This window comes from Nocardia sp. NPDC058633 (genome assembly GCF_042717045.1).
GTDB lineage: Bacteria > Actinomycetota > Actinomycetes > Mycobacteriales > Mycobacteriaceae > Nocardia.
On sequence record NZ_JBHXRA010000020.1, the window covers coordinates 78,160 to 98,220 of the forward strand.

Annotated in this window: 22 protein-coding genes; 8 read left to right on the forward strand and 14 right to left on the reverse strand. The window is 67.5% G+C overall.

Going from position 1 to position 20,061, the window contains the following annotated elements:
• Window positions 1–24 precede the first annotated feature (24 nt).
• Window positions 25–1,023, forward strand: a complete 999-nt coding sequence (locus tag ACFWUR_RS24690; RefSeq protein ID WP_378909919.1) for an ABC transporter substrate-binding protein — start codon at window positions 25–27, stop codon at window positions 1,021–1,023.
• 107 nt (window positions 1,024–1,130) lie between these two features.
• On the opposite strand, the gene ACFWUR_RS24695 is transcribed toward ACFWUR_RS24690, so the two are convergent.
• From ACFWUR_RS24695 to ACFWUR_RS24715, 5 genes are all read right to left on the reverse strand, one after another.
• Window positions 1,131–2,225, reverse strand: coding sequence for a mechanosensitive ion channel family protein (locus tag ACFWUR_RS24695; RefSeq protein WP_378909921.1), 1,095 nt, complete (start codon window positions 2,223–2,225; stop codon window positions 1,131–1,133).
• 103 nt (window positions 2,226–2,328) lie between these two features.
• Window positions 2,329–3,159 (reverse strand): hypothetical protein, encoded by an 831-nt coding sequence (locus ACFWUR_RS24700; protein WP_378909922.1) that lies wholly within the window; start codon window positions 3,157–3,159, stop codon window positions 2,329–2,331.
• Window positions 3,160–3,302: 143 nt separating this feature from the next.
• Complete coding sequence (locus ACFWUR_RS24705; RefSeq protein ID WP_378909996.1) at window positions 3,303–4,721, reverse strand: NAD(P)(+) transhydrogenase (Re/Si-specific) subunit beta; 1,419 nt, start codon at window positions 4,719–4,721, stop codon at window positions 3,303–3,305.
• A 17-nt stretch (window positions 4,722–4,738) separates the two neighbouring features.
• Window positions 4,739–5,041, reverse strand: a complete 303-nt coding sequence (locus tag ACFWUR_RS24710; RefSeq protein WP_378909923.1) for an NAD(P) transhydrogenase subunit alpha — start codon at window positions 5,039–5,041, stop codon at window positions 4,739–4,741.
• Complete coding sequence (locus tag ACFWUR_RS24715) at window positions 5,041–6,159, reverse strand: Re/Si-specific NAD(P)(+) transhydrogenase subunit alpha (RefSeq protein ID WP_378909924.1); 1,119 nt, start codon at window positions 6,157–6,159, stop codon at window positions 5,041–5,043. The genes ACFWUR_RS24710 and ACFWUR_RS24715 overlap by 1 nt, the downstream gene beginning before the upstream one ends.
• Window positions 6,160–6,555: 396 nt before the next feature.
• Between ACFWUR_RS24715 and ACFWUR_RS24720 the strand changes: the two genes are divergently transcribed.
• From ACFWUR_RS24720 to ACFWUR_RS24730, 3 genes are read left to right on the forward strand one after another with little or no spacing between them, the layout of a single operon-like run.
• Window positions 6,556–7,008, forward strand: coding sequence for an HIT family protein (locus ACFWUR_RS24720; protein WP_378909926.1), 453 nt, complete (start codon window positions 6,556–6,558; stop codon window positions 7,006–7,008).
• Window positions 7,005–7,844, forward strand: coding sequence for a maleylpyruvate isomerase N-terminal domain-containing protein (locus ACFWUR_RS24725; RefSeq protein ID WP_378909927.1), 840 nt, complete (start codon window positions 7,005–7,007; stop codon window positions 7,842–7,844). The genes ACFWUR_RS24720 and ACFWUR_RS24725 overlap by 4 nt, the downstream gene beginning before the upstream one ends.
• Window positions 7,844–8,485: a Type 1 glutamine amidotransferase-like domain-containing protein gene (locus ACFWUR_RS24730; protein WP_378909929.1), complete on the forward strand. Its 642-nt coding sequence runs from the start codon at window positions 7,844–7,846 to the stop codon at window positions 8,483–8,485. Before ACFWUR_RS24725 ends, ACFWUR_RS24730 begins: the two co-directional genes overlap by 1 nt.
• Before the next feature lie 3 nt (window positions 8,486–8,488).
• Here the strand turns inward: ACFWUR_RS24730 and ACFWUR_RS24735 are convergent, their stop codons facing one another.
• Both ACFWUR_RS24735 and ACFWUR_RS24740 read right to left on the reverse strand, forming a co-directional pair.
• Window positions 8,489–8,992 (reverse strand): GtrA family protein, encoded by a 504-nt coding sequence (locus ACFWUR_RS24735; protein WP_378909930.1) that lies wholly within the window; start codon window positions 8,990–8,992, stop codon window positions 8,489–8,491.
• Between the two features lie 65 nt (window positions 8,993–9,057).
• Entirely contained in the window at window positions 9,058–9,369 is a 312-nt protein-coding gene (locus ACFWUR_RS24740; protein ID WP_378909931.1) for a hypothetical protein, read from the reverse strand.
• A gap of 351 nt (window positions 9,370–9,720) precedes the next feature.
• Here ACFWUR_RS24740 and ACFWUR_RS24745 point away from each other — a divergent pair, with 351 nt between their 5' ends.
• Both ACFWUR_RS24745 and ACFWUR_RS24750 read left to right on the forward strand, forming a co-directional pair.
• Entirely contained in the window at window positions 9,721–11,094 is a 1,374-nt protein-coding gene (locus tag ACFWUR_RS24745; protein ID WP_378909932.1) for an FAD-binding oxidoreductase, read from the forward strand.
• Between the two features lie 19 nt (window positions 11,095–11,113).
• A complete protein-coding gene (locus tag ACFWUR_RS24750) occupies window positions 11,114–11,398 on the forward strand; it encodes a GNAT family N-acetyltransferase (protein WP_378909933.1) in 285 nt (94 codons plus the stop codon).
• A 382-nt stretch (window positions 11,399–11,780) separates the two neighbouring features.
• Here ACFWUR_RS24750 and ACFWUR_RS24755 read toward each other — a convergent pair whose 3' ends face one another.
• The 4 genes from ACFWUR_RS24755 to ACFWUR_RS24770 all read right to left on the reverse strand — a co-directional run bounded on the left by ACFWUR_RS24755 (window position 11,781) and on the right by ACFWUR_RS24770 (window position 15,711).
• Entirely contained in the window at window positions 11,781–12,938 is a 1,158-nt protein-coding gene (locus tag ACFWUR_RS24755; protein ID WP_378909934.1) for an acyl-CoA dehydrogenase, read from the reverse strand.
• Window positions 12,939–13,111: 173 nt separating this feature from the next.
• On the reverse strand, window positions 13,112–13,771 hold the full coding sequence (locus ACFWUR_RS24760; protein ID WP_378909935.1) for a TetR family transcriptional regulator: 660 nt from the start codon (window positions 13,769–13,771) through the stop codon (window positions 13,112–13,114).
• A 148-nt stretch (window positions 13,772–13,919) separates the two neighbouring features.
• Window positions 13,920–14,426: a 5-(carboxyamino)imidazole ribonucleotide mutase gene (purE, locus tag ACFWUR_RS24765; protein WP_378909937.1), complete on the reverse strand. Its 507-nt coding sequence runs from the start codon at window positions 14,424–14,426 to the stop codon at window positions 13,920–13,922.
• 61 nt (window positions 14,427–14,487) lie between these two features.
• Window positions 14,488–15,711 carry a 5-(carboxyamino)imidazole ribonucleotide synthase gene (locus ACFWUR_RS24770; RefSeq protein WP_378909938.1) on the reverse strand — a complete coding sequence of 408 codons (1,224 nt, stop codon included), beginning with the start codon at window positions 15,709–15,711 and terminating at the stop codon, window positions 14,488–14,490.
• Window positions 15,712–15,750: 39 nt separating this feature from the next.
• On the opposite strand from ACFWUR_RS24770, the gene ACFWUR_RS24775 reads away from it, so the two are divergent.
• Entirely contained in the window at window positions 15,751–16,293 is a 543-nt protein-coding gene (locus ACFWUR_RS24775) for a GtrA family protein (RefSeq protein WP_378909939.1), read from the forward strand.
• Between the two features lies 1 nt (window position 16,294).
• On the opposite strand, the gene ACFWUR_RS24780 is transcribed toward ACFWUR_RS24775, so the two are convergent.
• From ACFWUR_RS24780 to ACFWUR_RS24790, 3 genes are all read right to left on the reverse strand, one after another.
• On the reverse strand, window positions 16,295–17,602 hold the full coding sequence (locus tag ACFWUR_RS24780; protein WP_378909940.1) for a sensor histidine kinase: 1,308 nt from the start codon (window positions 17,600–17,602) through the stop codon (window positions 16,295–16,297).
• A 6-nt stretch (window positions 17,603–17,608) separates the two neighbouring features.
• Entirely contained in the window at window positions 17,609–18,307 is a 699-nt protein-coding gene (locus ACFWUR_RS24785; RefSeq protein ID WP_378909941.1) for a response regulator transcription factor, read from the reverse strand.
• Between the two features lie 115 nt (window positions 18,308–18,422).
• A complete protein-coding gene (locus tag ACFWUR_RS24790) occupies window positions 18,423–18,956 on the reverse strand; it encodes a PH domain-containing protein (RefSeq protein WP_378909942.1) in 534 nt (177 codons plus the stop codon).
• Window positions 18,957–19,083: 127 nt separating this feature from the next.
• Between ACFWUR_RS24790 and ACFWUR_RS24795 the strand changes: the two genes are divergently transcribed.
• Complete coding sequence (locus ACFWUR_RS24795) at window positions 19,084–20,052, forward strand: acyl-ACP desaturase (RefSeq protein ID WP_378909943.1); 969 nt, start codon at window positions 19,084–19,086, stop codon at window positions 20,050–20,052.
• Window positions 20,053–20,061: the final 9 nt, after the last annotated feature.

Genomic DNA, 20,061 nt, shown 5'->3' on the forward strand with positions numbered 1-20,061 from the left:
ACAGAAGAAAGAGGAACACCTTTCATGTCAGTTCACCGAATGACGGCACGCATGCGCGCTGCCGTCGCACTCCTGATCGTCGCGGTGGCCGCGACGGCAGCGGGCTGCGGCAGCTCCACCTCCGACCCGACGGCCGACACCGGCACGCGCCAGGTGGAAACCGCCAAGGGCCTGGTCACTGTGCCCGCCGACCCGCAGCGCATCGTGGTCCTCAACGGCGCTCTCGCCGGATACCTCTTCGACCTCGACGCCAAGGTGAAGGCCGCGGATCCACGCATCCTGGGACTCACCCTAGAGCCCGGCGAGTTTCCCCCGTCCTGGGCCGCGGACGCCAAGGAACAGGGCACCGCGGCGGTGCCCTCCGGTGACGACCTGAACCTGGAGTTCATCGCCGCCCAGCAGCCGGACCTGATCATCGGCGGTGGGCCGGGTTGGCCGGGACAGCAGACGATCAAGAACTACGACAAGCTCGCCGCTGTCGCGCCCACCGCACTGGTGGCCTCCGATGCCGCCAACTGGCAGGACCAGTTGAAGTCGGTGGCCAACATCGTGAACCGCCCCGACAAGGTGGACGGCATGATCGCCGCCTACAACGACAAGGTCGCGAAGGTGAAGTCCGGTCTGAAGCTGCCGCAGGGCGCGGCGGCCGTGTGGCAGTCCCAAGCCGATGCCAAGCCCATCCTGCTCGCCCCCAACACCCCGTTGGCCACCCTGCTCTCCGACGTCGGCATCACCATCGACGACAAGATCGAAGCCAAGGCGGGCAACCCGCCCCGGGCCGCGGCCGGTGACTGGGTGACCTTCAGCCCCGAACTGCTGAGCACCGTCGTCGACGCTCCGGTGTTGTTCGTGATCACGCTCGACGGCGGCCGCGACATCGACGCGCTGAAGCAGGATCCGGCGATGGCCATGCTGCCCGCCTTCCAGAAGGGTCAGCTCTACGAGCTGCCCGCGGCCAGCAAGCGTCCGGACTACCGCCAGGCCATGACCACCCTCGACCTGTTGGCAGAGCGCTTCAAGTGATCACCGTCGGCGGCCGGCTGATGTGTCCGCATGCCGCCGACATCAGGGTCACCACGATCACCCTGTTCGCCGGTGGCACGGCGGGCGGGTGATCGCGGCGGCTCGACCTATTTCGCGCTGACCCGCAGGTCCTGATCGCCTACGCGCTCGTCACCTGGGCGAGCCTCCTCGACGGAGTGCGAGATCGAGGTCGGGATCTTCGGCAACGCGTGCGCGTAGTGGCGACCGATCCAGCCCAGCAGCTCCTCGCGGACCGCGCAGCGCAGGGCCCACGCGTCGTCGGCATCGGCGGCCGACATGGTGGCACGCACGACGATGTCGGTCGGTGTGCTGTCGGTGACCAGTAGATTCCAGTTGCGACCGTCCCATTCCGGGCAGTCGCGCAGGTAGGTGTGCAGATGTTCGCGCAACAACGGCACCGGGGTGCTGTGGTCGAGGTGCAGCAGCACTGTGCCGGTGACCTGCGAGCCGCCGCGCGACCAGTTCTCATAGGGCTTGCTGTTGAAGTAGGACACCGGCATGGTGAGCCTGCGGTCGTCCCAGATCCGCACTGTCAGGAAGGACAGGGTGATCTCCTCGACGACTCCCCACTCCCCTTCCACGACAACGGTATCGCCGATCTTGACCGAGTCGCCGAAGGCGATCTGCAGTCCGGCCATGAGGTTGCTCAGCGTCGACTGGGCCGCAACGCCGACGATGATGCCGATCACGCCTGCCGAGGCCAGCATCGAGGTGCCCAGCGTCCGCAGGCTCGGGAACAGCAACATGATGGCCACGGCGGCGGTGGTGACCACCAGCACCGAGGTGACGATGCGACGCACCAGTCCCAGCTGGGTGCGCAACTGCCGTACCCGCGAAATCTCTCTGGCGCGTTGGGCATAGCGACGCAGCAGACTTTCGGCGACCACATCGGTGGCCCGGATGACCAACCACACCGCCGCGATGATGGCCGCTGTCGCCAGGAAGTTCTGGATCACCGCGTCCTGGCGAAGGTCGAGCTCGGCCAACGGGTAGACCGCGTGCAGGGTGACGGTGCCGAGCAGAACCTGTAGCGGCAGTTGCAGTCGCCGCAGCGATGGCAGATGCACGCTCGGCCTGCGGCGCGCTGCGTAGCGCAGCAGACGGTCGACCAGCAGGCCCGCCGAGACCGTGATCGCGGCCGTACCGAGTACCACGATGATCGGCCGCAAAATCTCCTCCACGAGATCGAACTCCTCTCGTTGTCGGCTCTGTTCAGCTGAGGGCATACCCACCTGTGCAGGCCCCAGACATGACTGTCTGATGGCGAGTCTCACAGCCCGGTGATCAGCGTCCGATCGGGCCGGCCAGCGCGGCGACCAGTCGCCCGGTCATCGGGATCCGGACGGCGGTCAGGTCCTGACGCAGATTCGCGTAACACGGCATGCCGTCGCCGACCAGGGCGCGCAGCCTCGGTTCGCCGAGCAGCTGTGCCGAAGCGTGGTAGAGCACAGGCAATTTCGGCAGGATCAAGCCGTAGTCCAGCAGCCGGGCCATCCGCCCCTCCCCCGCCACCATCGTCGCGATCGACACCCCCACCAGTGGGTAGCGCCGCGGGAACACATTGTGGAGGTCGAGGAAGAATCCGACCGAGCTGCCCCTCGGGTCGGCAATGGGGCGCAGCGCAGGCCCCCACACCCCGGCCGCCAGCAGCGGCCGTTGGACGAGCAGGTGCGCGAAGAGCACGCGCGCCAACGTCACGTTCATCATCAGTCGCTCGGCCGCCGACTCCGCGCGCGCCAACCGCTCGTGCTCGAGATAACCGGACACGATGCTGTGATTGTGGGCCAGATACCAGCTCGCCCCGGACGGCGCGGCCAAGAACCGCTGCCAGCACCGCGCCGAGGGTGACAGCGACATCGACGCACTCGCGCCGAGGCTCGCCTCCATCTTGTCGGTGAGCAGCCGATCGTTGATCGCCCGCCACCAGGGACTTCCGGTTCGCGGATGCAGGACGCCGCGATCGATTTCCCAGCCGAGGAAAGTGAGTTCGGCACGCGCGTACTGAGCCAGCTTCGCCGGATAGAACTCTGCGGCGACCGCGAGTCGAGCGCGTTCCTCCCCGTCGGCCGCCGCCAGCCGACGGCCGACTGCCACGTGTGCCTCGGCCCGGATCATCGGGTGCAACCTACACCCGATCGCCCCCGGCCCACACGCCGGTCGTCCGTCAGACCATCGCTTCGGCCGGGGGCGATCGGCGAAACGACAAGAGGCCCCACCGTTGCGGAGAACAGTGGGGCCTCTTGCCGTCGTAGCGTGTCTTACAGCGCCTTCAGTTCCTCGGTGACCGCACCGACGGACTTCTTCGCGTCGCCGAACAGCATCGACGTGTGATCTGCATAGAACAGCGGGTTGTCGATGCCGGCGAAGCCGGAGTTCATCGAACGCTTGAGCACGATGACGCTCTTGGCCTGGTCGACGTTGAGCACCGGCATGCCGTAGATCGGGCTGGACTTGTCGTCGCGGGCGGCCGGGTTGGTGACGTCGTTGGCGCCGATGACCAGGACCACATCGGTGCGGTTGAACTCACCGTTGATGTCGTCCATTTCCTTCATCGCGTCGTAGGACACCTCGGCCTCGGCCAGCAGCACGTTCATGTGACCGGGCATACGACCGGCGACCGGGTGGATCGCGTACTTGACCTCGACACCCTTGCCTTCGAGCAGCAGCGCCATCTCCTTGACCGCGTGCTGGGCCTGCGCCACGGCCATGCCGTAGCCGGGGACCACGATCACCTGGTTGGCGTAGGCCATCTGGATCGCGGCGTCGGCGGCCGAGGTCGACTTCGCGGTCTTGGCCTCGCCGTCACCCGAACCGGCCACCGCGCCACCGCCACCGAAGCCACCGGCCACGATCGCCGGAATGGAACGGTTCATGGCCTTGGCCATCAGGTTGGTCAGGATGGTGCCCGAGGCGCCGACGATCATGCCCGCGACGATCATCGCGGTGTTGTTCAGCGCCAGACCGGCGGCCGCGGCCGACAGACCGGTGAGGGCGTTGAGCAGCGAGATGACAACCGGCATGTCCGCGCCGCCGATGGGCAGCACGACCATCAGGCCGAGCACACCGGCGAGCACGAGCAGCGCGATCATCCACAGCTGCGAGACGCCACCGTTGTCGGCGCCCAGGCCGATCACCACGGCGCACACGATCGCGCCGAGGAGCAGCAGCAGGTTCAGCGGCTGCTGCAGGCGGCCGATGCCGATCGGCTTGCCCGACAGGATCTCCTGGAGCTTCGCGAAGGCGATGATCGAGCCCCAGAAGGAGATCGAGCCGATCACCGCGGCGAACAGCGAACCGATGATGATGTGGATCGTCGGATCTTCGTGCAGCTCGGAAAAGCCCGCGCTGTCGACGAATTCGGCCCACGCGATCAACGCGACGGTGCCACCACCGACGCCGTTGAACGCCGCGACCAGCTGCGGCATCTCGGTCATCTTGGTGCGAACCGCAGGCGGAACACCCAGCGCCACACCCACGATCAGGCCCGCGCCGATGATGATCCAGTTGAGCATCGGCGCGTGACGCACCGAGATCAGGGTCGCGACCACTGCCAGAGCCATACCGGCAGCGGCGATCTGGTTACCGCGCACCGCGGTCTTCGGACCGGTCAGGCCCATCAGGCCGTAGATGAACATGGAGAAGGCCACGATGTAGAGGCCGTTGACCAGGTAGGTCATGTTGTCGACTGCGTGCATCACTCGGCCGCCTTCTTCTTACCCTTGAACATGCCGAGCATGCGGTCGGTGACCACGAAGCCACCGATGACGTTCAGCGTGCCGAACACCACCGCGACGAACAGGATCACCTGCACCAGCAGCGACGGGTCCTGCACATTGCCCAGTACCACCAGCGCGCCGAGCACGACGATGCCGTGAATGGCGTTGGTGCCCGACATCAGCGGGGTGTGCAGGGTGTTGGGGACCTTGGAGATCACCGCGAAGCCGACGAAGCCGGACAAAACGAGGATCGCGATATTGGCGAGAAGTTCGGTGTACATCAGGCTTCCACCTCACGAGTGACGCAGGAATCCGCCAGGACCTGATCCTCGAAATCAGGGGCGAGCTTGCCGTCGACCAGCATCAGTTCCAGCAGCGCCGAAATGTTCTTCGAGTACAGCTCGGAAGCGTGCTCGGGCATCGTGGCGGGCAGGTTAAGCGGCGAGGCGATGGTCACCTCGTGCTTGACGACGGTCTCACCGGGCTCGGTGAGTTCGCAGTTGCCACCGGTCTCACCGGCCAGGTCGACGATCACGCTGCCGGGCTTCATGCCCTCGACGGCAGCGGCGGTGACCAGGCGCGGCGCGGGACGACCCGGCACCAGCGCGGTGGTGATCACCACGTCGAAACCCTTGATGGCGTCTTCGAGCGCCTTCTGCTGCTGGGCCTTCTCGTCCTCGGTGAGTTCACGGGCGTACCCGCCTTCACCGGCGGCGTCGATTCCCAGATCCAGCCACTGCGCACCGACCGAGCGCACCTGATCGGCGACCTCGGGACGCACGTCGTATCCGGTGGTCCGGCCACCGAGACGCTTGGCCGTGGCCAGCGCCTGCAGACCGGCGACACCGACACCGAGCACCAGCACGGTGGCCGGCTTCACGGTGCCCGCGGCGGTGGTGAGCATGGGGAAGAACCGGGTCGACTCCGACGCGGCGAGCAGCACGGCCTTGTACCCGGCCACGTTCGCCTGCGAGGACAGGGCGTCCATCACCTGCGCGCGCGAGATACGCGGAATCGCCTCGACCGCGAAGGCCTGCACACCGGCGGACTTCAAGGCGCCGATCTGGTTCTCGGCATTGCGCGGCGCCAGGAACCCGATCATGGTCTGCCCGGAGGACAGCTTGGCCACCTCGGCGTCGCTGGGCGGGGCGACCTTGACGACGACCTCGGCCGACCACGGGTCACCGATGGTCGCGCCTGCCGCTACATAGGCCGCGTCGGGAATGAGCGCGCCGAGGCCCGCACCGGCTTCCACGATCACCTCGACACCCTGCTTGGACAGGGTGGGGATGATCTTGGGCACCAATGCGACTCGCCGCTCACCCGGGCCGGACTCGCGAACGACTCCGACACGCGCTCCGCGCGGCGAACCCTCGCCCACGTTTTGCGTTGTCTCCACTAGTCAGACTTCCTTTTCGTGCTGGCTTCGAGCCTGGGAACAACGGGGCAGCCAAAGTTACCTGCAAGTAAGTTCGACTGAAATCCTGGCAACTGTACTCGGCTCGCGGTGAGCCTAGCGGAGATGCCCGTCACAACCGAGAATTGGACGGACGACCACAAACCGGACACCGTAGCCCTCATCAGCCGTGACAACAGCCTTCCGAACCGGTCACCACCGGTCGGCGCCCGCCACCGGATTCGTCACCGCAGGTCGGGGCGTACGGGATCACACATCCAGCTGGGCCGATCACCTCGACCTCGAATTGCCGTCGCGTCGAGCGCGACGTGATGCGCATCATGCCGAGGACCCGTTCGGGCTGTTGCGCGACCCAGATCACACCGTAGGGTCGAGGCCGTGAACGACTGCGCCTTCTGTCTGATCGTGGCGGGTACCGCACCGGCGACCATGATCTACTCCGATGACGCGGTGTGCGCGTTTCTCGACATCCGCCCCATCACCCGTGGTCACACGCTGATCGTTCCCAAGGTGCATGCGACCGAGCTCGACGATCTCGACCCCGAACTCGGCGCCCGGATCTTTCGCACCGGCCACCGACTGGCACGCGCGCTGCGAGTGAGCGGGCTCGCCAGCGACGGAGCCAATCTCATCCTCAACGACGGCACCGCGGCATTCCAGACCGTCGGCCACGTCCACCTGCACGTGGTCCCCCGCAAACACGGTGACAAACTCACCTTTGCCAAGGGCTTCCTGTTGCGTCGTCCGCACGAACCGACATCGACCGCGGCGGCGATCCGCGCGGGTCTCACCGCGCTCGACCAGAGCGAAGCAGAAGGAGCACAGGGATGATCGAGACGCCGAGGCGCGAACAACTCACCGATCTGCTCGCCGAGCAGTGGGAAGCCATCGCGCTGCTGGTCACCGACCTCGACGAGAAGGCCTGGCGCCGCCCGTCTCCGCTGCCCGGCTGGACTCTGTTCGACGTGGTCGCGCACGTGATCGGCACCGAATCGTGGCTGCTCGGCCAGACCCCGCCTGCACATGACCCGTTGCGCCCCAAGACCGATGTGCGAACCCTGCCGCACGTGCGCAACGAAGTGGCGGTGCTCAACGAGATCTGGGTCGACCGGTTGCGCCCGCTCTCCGGCAAGCGTCTGCTCGCCCTGTTCGACGAGACCACCGAGCGGCGCCGGGCCGCCCTGGCCGCCATGGACGACGACGCCTGGCAGACGCCGACCGTCTCACCGGTCGGGCAGGTGCCCTACGGGCGGTTCATGCGGGTGCGACTGTTCGACTGCTGGATGCACGAACTCGACCTCGCCGACGGGATCGGGCGCAGCGTGCCCGAGGGCGGCGCCCGAGCGGAGGCCGCGTTCACCGAACTGACCCTCGGGCTCGGTCGGGCGGTGGTGAAAGGCGCCAAAGCGCCGGATGGTTCGCTGATCACCCTCGATCTGATCGGGCCGGTGACCAGGCAGGTGCATCTGTCGGTGGCCGGTGGGCGCGGATCGGTGCTCGACGAGATCTCCGCCGAGCCGACAACCGTGATCCGGCTGGACTCAGGGCTTTTCGCGCGGCTGCGCGGTGGGCGCACGACGGTCGAGAAGCACCCCGACGAGGTGGTCGTCGAGGGCGACACGGCGTTGGGCGAGCGACTCGTGCGCAATCTGGCGTTCACCATCTGATGCGACTTTTCCTGGCGTCGTACCGGTTCGGTGGATTCGCTGATCGCCTCGTCGGGCTCGTCGGCACGCCGGGGCGGGTCGCGGTGATCCCGAACGCATGCGATGCCTGGCCCGACGCCTGGTCATCGGCAGTGGCCAGCGATGTGAAACCGCTGCAGCAGCAGGGCTATTCGCCGGAAGTCCTCGATCTGCGCGACTACGTCGGCCGACCGGAGCGGCTGGAACGGCGCCTGCGTGAGTTCCCGATGGTCTGGGTGCGCGGCGGGAACACCTTCGTCCTGCGCGCCCAATTCGCCCGCAGCGGTGCCGATTCCGTGCTCTGCGCGTTGTTGCGCGAGGACGCGCTGGTCTACGCCGGCTACAGCGCGGGCGCGTGCCTGCTCGGACCGGACCTGCACGGGCTCGAAACCATGGACGACCCCGCCGAGGTGCGGCCCACCACCGGGATCGAACCGCAGTGGGACGGATTGGGATTGGTGGATCGCCGTCTGGTCGTGCACCTGGACTCGCCCACCGACCCGGACGGCGACTCGGCCGCGATGCTGGCCCACTGCGTGACCGAACAGATCCCGCACTGGGCACTCACCGACGACGATGTGGTCCTGGTCGACGGTGACCGCACCGAGGTGCTCCGGGGCTGACCCTCACGCCGCGGTCGTCGCGGCGGTCACCGCCGGTGCGCGGCGGAAGACGAGCCAGCGCATCGCGCAGTACATGTAGACGGCCTCACAGCCGCCCGCGAGCAGCCTGGCCAGGTGGTAATCCAGGCCGAGAGCGGTGAGACCCGAGCCGACGCCGAGGATGAACGCCAGATAGTTCACCAGCACGACGACCGCATACACCGCGGCCTGCTTGCCCATCGGCGCGTGGGAATGGAAGTTGAAGGTGCGGTTGAGTACGAAGCTCAGCCCGAACGCGGCGATGTAGGCGAGCGTGATCGACAACCAGATAGGCAGGCCCAGCCCACCGTGCAGCGCCGTGAGCAACAGCAGGTCGACACCGAAGGTGAAACTGTTGATCAGCGCGAAACCGAGGAACGTCGCGGGCACATACCGGTCGAGACCCCACGGCAGCCGGGCGACGACCGCCTCGCACCAAAGGGTGAACCGGTCGGCCACCGACTCGGTGACACTCGCCTGATGCTCCACGCGGCCAGCCTGCCAGCGGCAGATGACGCCAGGGTGAGCATCCGGCAAACGCGCGGGCCGCGGAGCTAGCGCCCGACCGCCGCGATCGGCCGGGTATCGAACGAGGCCCACGCGGCGAGGCAGCGGCGGCGAGTGATCTCGTCGGCCTCGGCGAGGAGGGCATCACGCAGCAGCGCGGGATCGGCGGCCCAGCACCGCGCGATCTCGGCCAGCGCGCGGACATCGAACACCCCCGTCGATTCCAGCGCCGACAGCCATTCCTGGTGTGCGCCGGTGTGGACATCGCGCATCGTCTCGGTGTCGATGCTCGCGTCGGCGAACTCCGCGGCCAACAGGGCGCCCACCATCTCGGTGCGGTTCTGCGGTTCCTTCGTCATCGCCGGTCCTCCCTACGAAAAATGGTGCGGCGCAACAACGTCGCATGATCGATGCGTGCGAAACGCACCCGTGGAGCAGAACTCGAAACACGTTGGGCGGCGACGCGATTCACCATCGAACACACCCTCTACACCCATTGTGAACGATTGGACGCCGTATACACCAACCCGCCGCGCCAGATCACAACGATGCGAAAACCTCGTTGGTCGAGCCCACATCACATCTGGTCAAGTGATCACCAGGCCTCTGTGTATTTTCCCTCTCGGGCGATGCCTCCGTGAGGGCCTGGTGATCAACCGACCAGGTCGAACTGCCCGCGGCGGACGGGGTGCGCGGGTTAGCGTGGACACGTGGACGAGCGCAGCGGTGATCTCGGTTCGTTGATTTCGGCGTTGTCGGACGGGGCGGTCCTCGTCGACCCCGATCTGCTCGCGGGGTATCGCCACGATTGGGCGCGCGATCCCGATGCGGGTACGCCGCTGGCAGTGGTGCGGGCACGCGGCACCGCCGATGTCGCCGCGACGCTGCGGTGGGCCCACGCGCACAAGGTGCCGGTCGTACCGCGCGGGGCCGGGACGGGGTTGTCCGGTGGCGCTACCGCGGTGGACGGCGGGATCGTGCTCAGTACCGAGCTGATGCGAGAGATCAGTGTCGACGCCCTCACCCGGATCGCGGTGGTGCAGCCAGGGCTGCTCAATGCCGAGGTCAAGCGAGCCGTCGCGGCACATGGGCTGTGGTACCCGCCGGACCCGTCCTCGTTCGAGATCTGCTCGATCGGCGGCAACGCGGCGACCAACGCGGGCGGGCTCTGCTGCGTGAAGTACGGCGTGACCACCGACTACGTGCTCGGCATGGAAGTGGTGCTGGCCGACGGCACCGTGGTGCGACTCGGTGGGCCGCGCCTCAAGGATTCGGCCGGGTTGTCGCTGACCAAACTGTTCGTCGGGAGCGAGGGCACGCTGGGCGTGATCACCGAACTCACCCTGCGGCTGCTCCCGGCGCAGCCGCCGCAGTCGACCGTCGTCGCGAGTTTCGGTTCGCTCACCGCGGCGACCGACGCGATCCTTGCCATCACCTCGACACTGCGCCCCGCCATGCTCGAATTCATGGACACCGTCGCGATCAACGCGGTCGAGGACGAGATGCGCATGGGGTTGGACCGCACCGCCGCGGCCCTGCTCGTCGCCCGCTCCGACGCACCGGGCGAGTTCGCCGGGCACGAAGCGCAAGTGATGGTGGAGCTGTGCGAGAAGGCCGGGGCGACAGAGGTTTTCCATACCGAAGACCCCACCGAAGGTGAATCCTTCACCGCCGCACGACGATTCGCCATCCCCGCGGTGGAGAAGATCGGGCCGCTGCTGCTCGAGGACGTCGGCGTGCCCCTGCCCCGCCTCGGCGACCTGATCGCCGGGGTCATCGCCATCGGCGAACGTCACGACGTGCTCGTGTCGATCATCGCGCACGCCGGCGACGGCAACACCCACCCGCTGATCGTGCACGACCCCACCGACCCCGACAACACCGCCCGCGCCCACCGGGCCTTCGGCGAGATCATGGATCTGGCCATCACCCTCGGCGGCACCATCACCGGCGAACACGGTGTCGGCCGGTTGAAGAAGGCGTGGCTCCCCGACCAGGTCGGCCCCGAGGTCATGGCCCTGACCCGCCGTATCAAAGACGCACTCGACCCCGACGGCATCCTCAACCCCGGCGCGGTCCTGTAACCGGGTTAGCATCCGAGGTATGACCACCAGGCTCGAGCACAACGTCGACGACACCCGCTACGAGATCTACCACGACGATGTCCTCGCGGGATACGCCGACTACGCCGAACGCGAAGACACCAAGGTCCGCGACTTCCACCACACCATGACCTTCCCCGAATTCCGGGGCCGAGGAGTGGCCGGCGAGGTCGTGAAATACGGCCTCGACGACTCCCGCGAACACGGCTACCAGATCATCCCCACCTGCTGGTACGTCGAGAAGTACATCGCCGACCACCCCGAATACGCCGAACTCGTCCCGTAATTCGGCGCATCTACCGCGTTCCCCTCGTCAGTCGTTCGACAGCGATCCGACAGACAGCGCCCAGCCTGGGCAGGCCGGCTCCACGGACTCGGCGCGCCGGAGCCCACGCCGCGTCGCGGGTTGCGCCGATTTCTCGGACACGGCTGATTTGATTCGCAGTGGGGCTGTCGTTGCCGGATCGGCGCGTTCGGGGAAGCGCCGATGGTTTCGACGCCGACTCGTCGCGCGGTCAGCGCCTCGATCTCGGTCGAGGTGTCGGTCACCGTGATTCGCGGCGTGCCTGCCTACCCCCGATCGGCGGGCCCGGTGCCGTCGAGACCATGTGAGAACGGGCGCGGCCCCCCGAGAAATCGAGGGGCCGCGGAAACCGGTGCTCGGGGTATCAGCGCAGGATGTTGCGAGCCATCACCAGACGCTGGATCTGGTTGGTGCCCTCGTAGATCTGGGTGATCTTCGCGTCGCGCATCATGCGCTCGACCGGGAAGTCGGTGGTGTAACCGGCGCCGCCGAAGAGCTGGACGGCGTTGGTGGTGACCTCCATGGCCACGTCGGAGGCGAAGCACTTGGCGGCGGCGGAGATGAAGCCGAGGTTCTTCTCGCCGCGCTCGGCGCGGGCGGCCGAGGTGTAGACCATCAGGCGAGCGGCCTCGATCTTCATGGCCATGTCGGCCAGCATGAACTCGGTGTTCTGGAAGCTGGCGATGGTCTTGCCGAACTGCTTGCGGTCCTTGGTGTAGGCGATCGCGGCGTCGAGCGCACCCTGGGCCAGGCCGACGGCCTGCGCGCCGATGGTCGGGCGGGTGTGGTCGAGGGTCTGCAGGGCGGTCTTGAAACCGGTGCCGGGCTCGCCGACGATGCGATCGCCGGGGATGCGGCAGTTCTCGAAGTAGAGCTCGGCGGTGGGCGAACCCTTGATGCCCAGCTTGTGCTCGAGCGGGCCGACCACGAAGCCCTCGTCGTCCTTGTGGACCAGGAACGAGGAGATGCCGTTGGCGCCCTTGTCGGCGTCGGTCACGGCCATCACGGTGTACCAGGAAGACTTGCCGCCGTTGGTGATCCAGCACTTGGAGCCGTTGAGGATCCAGTCGTCGCCGTCGGCCTTGGCGCGGGTGCGCATCGCGGCGGCGTCGGAGCCCGCCTCACGCTCGGACAGCGCGTAGGAGGCCATCTCACCGTTGACGATGTCGGCCAGGACCTTGGTCTTGAGCTCTTCGGAACCGTTGAGGATCAGGCCCATGGTGCCGAGCTTGTTCACGGCGGGGATCAGCGAGGAGGAGCCGCAGACGCGGGCCACTTCCTCGATCACGATACAAGTGGCGACCGAGTCGGCACCCTGACCGCCGTAGGCCTCCGGCACGTGCACGGCGTTGAAGCCGGCGGCGTTCAGCGCGGTGAGCGCCTCCTCGGGGAAGCGGGCGTTGCCGTCGACGTCCTTGGCATAGGGAGCGATTTCCTTCTCCGCGAGGCCGCGGATGGCGCCGCGCAGCTCGTCGTGGAAGTCCTCGAGCTTGAACAGGTCGAAATCGGGGTTTCCAGCCATCGGGGGCACACTCCTGGTCGTGGTCGTGATCGCTGCGACGATGCTCACAGCGCGTGGTACGTCGGCACGCAGTGCCAATCTACCGAGGATTATACGCGCGGCACTCTATCGCTACATGCGGATATACGGGTGGCACTCAGTGTCACCATCTCGGGCGCGGACCCGGGCGGCGCTCACAGGCTACCCAGGCGGGCGGTGAGTAGATCGGCCACCTCGCGTGGCGGCATGCCGCGGGGGAACACGGCGAGAACCAGCTCGTCGGGCTCGGTCTCGGCGCGTCGGCCGCGCGCGATCATGGCCAGTTCGGTGCGCAGATCGCCCACCGCGGCCCCCGACTCGCCGCGCACCATCCGGCGCAGCAGGTAGTTGTGGGTGGCGGTGACAGCGGCCGTGTACTGCACCCGGGCAAGGTCTGGCACCTCCGGCAACCGGTCGCGCAGGAACTCGGTGAACAGCCGCTCGTACCGGAACACCGTGACGATCTCGCGCTCACGCAACGCGGGCACCCGCCGCACCACCTGATACCGGCGCGCCGCGATATCGCGCCACTGCGTGAACCGCTCGAACACCCCGATCACGGCCTCGCACACCGCATCCCACGGATCCCCGTCGACTCCCTCGAGAAACTCCTGCGCCGAGGCGAGCTGGAACTCGTGATCGGCGAAGATCACATCCTCTTTCGACCGGAACTGCCGAAAGAACGTCCGCCGCGAAATTCCCGCCGCCACCGCGATCTCGTCCACCGTCGTCGCCTCGTACCCCCGCTCGGCGAACAACCGCAACGCCTGATCAACCACCGTAAGCCGAAACTGCGCCGCATCATCGTGTGCCACGGACGTCAACCGTAGTCACTGCCATGCGGCGCGATTCAGGCAGGCGAATGCGGCGCCGCCTGCGCGGTGGACTCGCACGTGCTGGGTCGGTCGAGGCCGTGCCCGTACCGCGCGAGGCCCGCCAGGTCGCTGACGGGCGCACGTCGTCTCAACCGAGGAGTTTGTTGCGCAGGGCCTCGTCCTTGTCGAGGACCATTTGTTCGAGGCCGGCCTGGAACTGTTCCATGCGGGTGCGCAGTGCCGGGTCGGCGGCGGCGAGGATGCGGACGGCGAGCAGGCCCGCGTTGCGGGCGCCGCCGATGGAGACGGTGGCGACCGGAACGCCCGCCGGCATCTGCACGATCGAGAGCAGCGAGTCCATGCCGTCGAGGTACTTCAAGGGGACCGGGACACCGATGACCGGCAGGGGGGTGGCCGAGGCGACCATGCCCGGGAGATGGGCGGCGCCGCCGGCACCCGCGATGATCACCTGCAGGCCGCGACCGGCCGCGTCGCGCGCGTAGTCGAGCATGCGCTGGGGAGTGCGGTGGGCGGAGACGACGCCGACCTCGAAGCGGATGCCGAATTCGGCCAGTGCCTGCGCGGCGGCTTCCATGGTGGGCCAGTCGGAGTCGCTGCCCATGATCAGGCCGACCTGGGGTCCGTTGGTGCTCACGTAGGTTCCTTAGGGTTGGCGGCTGAGGCGGTCGAAAAGCATTGTCGTCGCGGAGAATCGATCACTCTCCGTGCGGGTCCCAACCATCGGTCCACACGGCGTGCGACATCCAGTGCGCGGCCCGCTCGGCCTTTTCGCGCACCTCGGTGACGTCGTCGCCGAGGATGTTGATGTGGCCGATCTTGCGGTCGGGGCGCTCGCCCTTGCCGTAGAGATGAACCTTGGCCTCCGGCAGGCGGGCGAACAGGTGGTGCAGGCGTTCGTCCATCGACATCTCGGGCGCTTGCGAAGCGCCGAGGATGTTCGCCATCACGGTGACCGGCGCGAGGGGGCTGGTGTCGCCGAGCGGGTAGTCGAGGACCGCGCGCAGGTGCTGCTCGAACTGGCCGGTGCGGGCACCGTCCATGCCCCAGTGGCCGGAATTGTGCGGGCGCATGGCGAGCTCGTTCACCAGTAGTTCGCCGTCGTGGGTTTCGAACAGCTCGACCGCCATGACGCCCACCACGCCGAGACCGGCGGCCAGCTCCAGTGCCATGGTCTCGGCGCGCGCGCCCAGGTCTTCGTCCAGGTCCTGGGCGGGGGCGATCACCACGGCGCACTGACCGTTGCGCTGCACGGTCTCCACGACCGGCCAGGTCGCGGCCTGCCCGAACGGCGAACGCGCGACCATCGCCGACAGCTCACGCTTCAAGTCGACCTTCGACTCGGCCAGCAACTGCACACCGTGCGCGAGCTGGTCGGTGACCAGCCGGGTGGCCTCGGCGGCATCGGCGGGCATCCAGACGCCACGGCCGTCGTACCCGCCGCGCACAGCCTTCAGCACGAACGGCCAGCCCTGCTCGTCACCGAACGCCACCGCATCCGCGGGCGAGTTCACCTCGACGAACGCGGGCACCGGCAGACCGAGCGAGGACAGCTTCGTCCGCATGGCCAGCTTGTCCTGGGCGAAGATCAGCGCCTGCGGCGGCGGCGCCACGTTCACGCCCTCGGCGACGAGCACGTCGAGGTGCTCGGTCGGCACGTGCTCGTGGTCGAAGGTCAGCGCGTGCGAACCGCGGGCGGCCTCGCGCAGCGCCGACAGGTCGTTGTGGCTGCCGAACACGACGTCGGGGGTCACCTGGGCAGCAGGGTCGTCGGGCCGCTCGGCGAGCACCCGTAGACGCTGGCCCAGGGCGATCGCGGCCTGGTGCGTCATGCGCGCTAGCTGGCCCCCACCGACCATCGTGACGGTGGGCATGGCTGACGGATCGAATGAACGTGCACTCACGTCGTGCAATGTTGTCATGTCGAATGCGAATGTTCGCGACCGGTACACTCAGAACTCGTGTCAATCGTCGACGACGTGGTCAGCGTCCTTCCCCCGCGCCTGCGCGAAACCGCGATCAGGCATAAAGAGCTGATCAAGTTCGCCATCGTCGGAGCCACGACGTTCGTGATCGACAGCGGCCTGTTCTACCTCCTGAAATGGACGATTCTCTCGGAGAAACCGATCACCGCCAAGATCATCTCGGGAGTGGTGGCGGTAATCGCGTCCTACATCCTCAACCGAGAATGGTCGTTCAAGAACCGGGGCGGCCGGGAGAAACATCACGAGGCGCTGCTGTTCTTCGGGGTGAGCGGCGTCGGGGTGATCCTGAGCAATATCCCGCTCTGGATCTCGATTTATGTACTCGATCTGCGAGAACCTCATGTGAGCTTCCTCGCCGAGAACATCGCCGACTTCGTCAGCGCTTTCGTGATCGGCAATCTGCTGCAGATGGCGTTCCGGTTCTGGGCGATGCGGCGCTGGGTGTTCCCCGACGAGATGGACGCCATCGTCGCCGAGTTCGAGGAACTCGTCGAAGAAGAGCACCTCGGCCACAGCTGAGTCAGCGCGGCTCGGTCAGCGTGCCGTTCTGTGGGCGGTTGGGCTTGGAACCGAGGAACACCGCGAACAGGGCCGGACGGCGACGCTGCAACTCCAGCCGACCACCATCGGCCTCGACCAGCGCGCGGGCGAGCGCGAGACCGACACCGGTCGACCCGCCCGCGGAGAAACCACGATCGAAGATGTGCGGTGCGAGTTCATCGCGCACCCCCTCGCCCTCGTCGGACACTTCCACACAGATCAGCGGGTCGCGCGAACTCATCGTCGGAACCGTGCGCACCGAGATCGTGCAGGCCCCCGCACCGTGCATGAGGGCATTGTCGACCAGCACCGCCACGGCCTCACGCAGCCGCGAACCGGTGATCGGGGCCTGCAGGGATTCGTCGCCGAGCAACAGCAGTTCGCGCCCGGCCTCGTGGAACGGGTGGGTCCACTCGGTGACGACACCGCGCAACTCCGCCATCACCGGAACCGGGTCGCGGTCGGTGGCGTCCTCGTCGCGCGAGGCACGAACCAGGTCGTCGATGGCGTCGGTGAGCCGGTCGACCTGAGCCATCGCCTCCTCCGCCTCGTGCACCACCTCGGGGTCGGCGTGGGTAGACAACTCGTCCAGGCGCAAGCGAACGGCGGTCAGGCGGCTGCGTAGCTGGTGGGAAACATCGGCCACCAGCGCGTGCTCGCGCTGGAGGCGGCCCGCGATCTCGACGGTGGCCGAATCGAGCACATCGGAGACCCGGTCGAGCTCGGCGATGCCGTGGCGGCGGGGATCCGGCCGGAAGTCCCCCATCGCCAGCCGGGCGGCCCTGGCCGCGACATCGCGCAGCGGGTCGGCGACCCGACGCGCGGTCACCACCGCGACCGAGAACGCCGCACCGAGCGAAGCGAGCACGGCCAGCGCCACCGCGGCCACCGCCTGCTCCTGCCGCGAGTGCATCGGCCCGGCGGGCACCTCGAGGCGCAGCGAACCGGACGTGCCCATCGACAACGACTCGACCAGCGGATCCGCGACCTCGTCGACGCCGATGTCGGTGCGCGCGGCATTGTCGTGCGGAGCCGGATAGACGATCGTGAGCTTGCCCCCCTCGGGGACCAGCGCGCTCATCGCTCGCACGTCCAGGCCGTCGTGGACGGTCCCGTCGACGCGCTCCTGCGCGATCACCTCGGCCGAGACCCGTTCCAGGCGACTCTGCAGGTCGTTGCGGGTGATGTCCTCCACCCACAGCCACGCCGTGTAGATCAGCGGCACGCCGAGCACCACCGTGGTGATGGTCAGCACGGTCAGAATCGAACGCAGGATGCGGCGGCGCACTGTCGGTCAGCCTCGGTGCGAGGTGGGTCCGTCGGTATTGAGCCGGAACCCGACTCCGCGCACGGTGACGATGCGCCGCTCCGCCATCGGGCCCTCGTCGCCGATCTTGCGGCGCAACCAGGACATGTGCATGTCGAGGGTCTTGGAGCCGCGCAGGTCGGCATCACCCCAGACCTCACGCAGGATGGTCTCGCGCGACACCACCTGACCGGCCCGGTCGATGAGAACCTTGAGCAGCTCGTACTCCTTGTTGGCCAGGTTCACCTCGGTCCCGTTGACCAGCACCCGCCGCGCCGCGGGTTCGAGCCGGATCGCGCCGACCTCCACCGCGTCGTCACCGATTCCGCTGCGCCGCAACAGAGCTCGCACGCGGGCGAGCAGTTCGGCCAGCCGGAACGGTTTGCCGACGTAGTCGTCGGCGCCCGCGTCGAGGCCGACGACGAAGTCGACCTCGTCGGTGCGGGCGGTGAGCATCAGCACCGCCAGGTCCGCGCCGCTCGCGCGCACCTGCCTGCACACCTCCAGCCCGTCCATGCCGGGCAGGCCGAGGTCGAGTATCAGCAGGTCGTGGTTGCCCTCGAGCGCGCGGCGCAACACCGCCGGACCGAAACGCTCGACGGTGACGGTGTAGCCCTCACGCCCCAGTGCGCGCGACAGGGGTGCGGCGATCGCCTCGTCGTCTTCGGCCAGCAGTACTGCGGTCATGTGCACAGGTTATGCGAACCCCCGCCGGCGCTACGGCCACGCGCGACTGTGCGCGTCCGCGCCCCTGGGTGAACCTACGGCCGTGCGCGGCCGAGTATTGCCGCGCGTGCGCGCCTCACCGGTAACCGCCGCCCCAGTGCTGCTCGTTGGCGGAGCGGCCCGCCTCGAACACCTGGTGGTAGAGCAGCGAGTGGACCTGTTGCACCTGGGGCACGTCGTCGTATTCGAGCGGCTCCTCCGACGAGGACCCGATGATCAAGGTGCCGGTGCCGAGCGCCCGGTCCACGAGACCGTGGCGGAACTGCACACTGGAGATGCGGCTGAGCGGAATGTCGATGCCGGTGTGGGTGAGCACGCCCTGGCGCACCAGCACCCGCCGGCCGGTGACGATGAAATGCGTCGACTTCCAGGCGATCACGCGCGCGACGACCCGCCAGGCGATCGCTCCCAGCCAGACCAGGCCGAGCAGGATCAGCAGCACCGTGCGCACGTGCCCGGTGGTGTTGCGCCAGGCCAAGCCGCCGAGGAAACCGGCGATCGCGGTCGCGACGATGAGAGTGACGATCGGCCAGACCAGCATCTTCCAGTGCGGGTGGCGGTGCAGGATCAGCTGCTCGTCGGGCGCGAGGACATCCTCCGGGTAACCCATGACCGAACAGTACCGCGCTGGCACACCGCATTTCTCGATGCCACGGCCGAGGCGATACTGTGGATTACACGCTAGATGCCAGGTTTTGCCCTTATCTGCTTGCTCGACACCGACAGTGGAGGCACGCGTGACCAAAGATCTGACTCAGCTCGAAATCCTCACGGCTCTCGAACCCGTGGCCGAACAGAACCTCAACCGGCACCTCTCCATCGCCAAGGACTGGAATCCGCACGACTACGTGCCGTGGGACGAAGGTCGCAATTTCGCCGCGATGGGCGGAAGCGATTGGGAGCCATCACAATCCAAACTCACCGACGTCGCCAAAGCGGCGATGATCACGAATCTGCTCACCGAGGACAACCTGCCGTCCTATCACCGCGAGATCGCCGAGAACTTCTCTCTCGACGGGGCGTGGGGCACCTGGGTGGGCCGCTGGACGGCCGAGGAGAATCGCCACGGCATCGTGATCCGCGATTACCTCGTCGTCACCCGCGGCGTCGACCCGGTGGCGCTCGAAGAAGCGCGGATGGTCCACATGACCCAGGGTGCGCACGCGCCGGCGAACTGGGGTGGATTCCTGGTCAACGTCGCCTATGTGACGTTCCAGGAGTTGGCCACCCGGGTGAGCCACCGCAACACGGGCCGGGTGTGCGACGACCCGATCGCCGACAAGATGCTGGCCCGCGTCGCCACCGACGAGAACCTGCACATGATCTTCTACCGCAACCTGTGCGCGGCGGCGCTCGACCTCGCACCCGACCAGTCGATGCCCGCGATCACCAAGGTGCTCACCAATTTCCAGATGCCGGGTGCGGGCATGCCCAACTGGCGACGCAACGGCGTACTGATGGCCAAGCACGGCATCTACGACTTGCGCCAGCACCTCGACGAGGTGGTGCGGCCGGTGCTCAAGCAGTGGAACATCTTCGACCGCAACGACTTCGGTGCCCGCGGTGAGGCAGCGCGCGACGAGCTCGCGCTGTTCCTCGACAAGCTGGAGAAAGACGTGCTGCGGTTCGAGGAGCAGCGTGACCGGTTGCTGGCGCGTGAGCGCGTGGTGGCCGAGCGCGCGAGCGCCGGTGTCGCCGCGCACTGATTCGCGACT